This window comes from Streptomyces racemochromogenes (assembly GCF_044129415.1).
GTDB lineage: Bacteria > Actinomycetota > Actinomycetes > Streptomycetales > Streptomycetaceae > Streptomyces > Streptomyces racemochromogenes_A.
Map to the genome: position 1 here is coordinate 1 of NZ_JBBDHD010000342.1, position 404 is coordinate 404.

Genomic DNA, 404 nt, shown 5'->3' on the forward strand with positions numbered 1-404 from the left:
TCCGCGGACGGCGCAGGAGGAGATCCTGTGCGGCCTGTTCGGTGAGGTCCTCGGCCTCGAACAGGTCGACCCGGAGGCCAACTTCTTCGAGATGGGCGGGCACTCCCTGCTCGCGACACGCCTGATCAGCCGCATCCGCTCGGTGTTCGACGCCGAGATCGAGATTCGCACCCTGTTCGAGAGCCCGACCGTGGAGACCCTCGTCGGTCGCCTCGCGGGAGCCGAGAAAGCCCGGCCCAAGCTGCGGCCGATGAAGCGGTCCAAGGAGACGTCATGATTCCCCTCTCTTACGCACAGCGGCGCCTGTGGTTCCTGTACCGCCTCGAAGGCCCCAGTGCGACGTACAACGTTCCGTTGGCGTTGCGGTTGGGCGGGTCGGTGGACGTGGCGTCGGTGAGGTCGGC

The 404-nt window shown here is 67.1% G+C and carries 1 protein-coding gene; it reads left to right on the forward strand.

The window, feature by feature from the left end; all coding sequences use genetic code 11:
• Positions 1 to 277, forward strand: a 277-nt coding sequence (locus WDV06_RS37180; RefSeq protein WP_395514206.1) for a phosphopantetheine-binding protein, incomplete at its 5' end; no start/stop codon positions are given.
• Between the last annotated feature and the right edge of the window lie 127 nt (positions 278 to 404).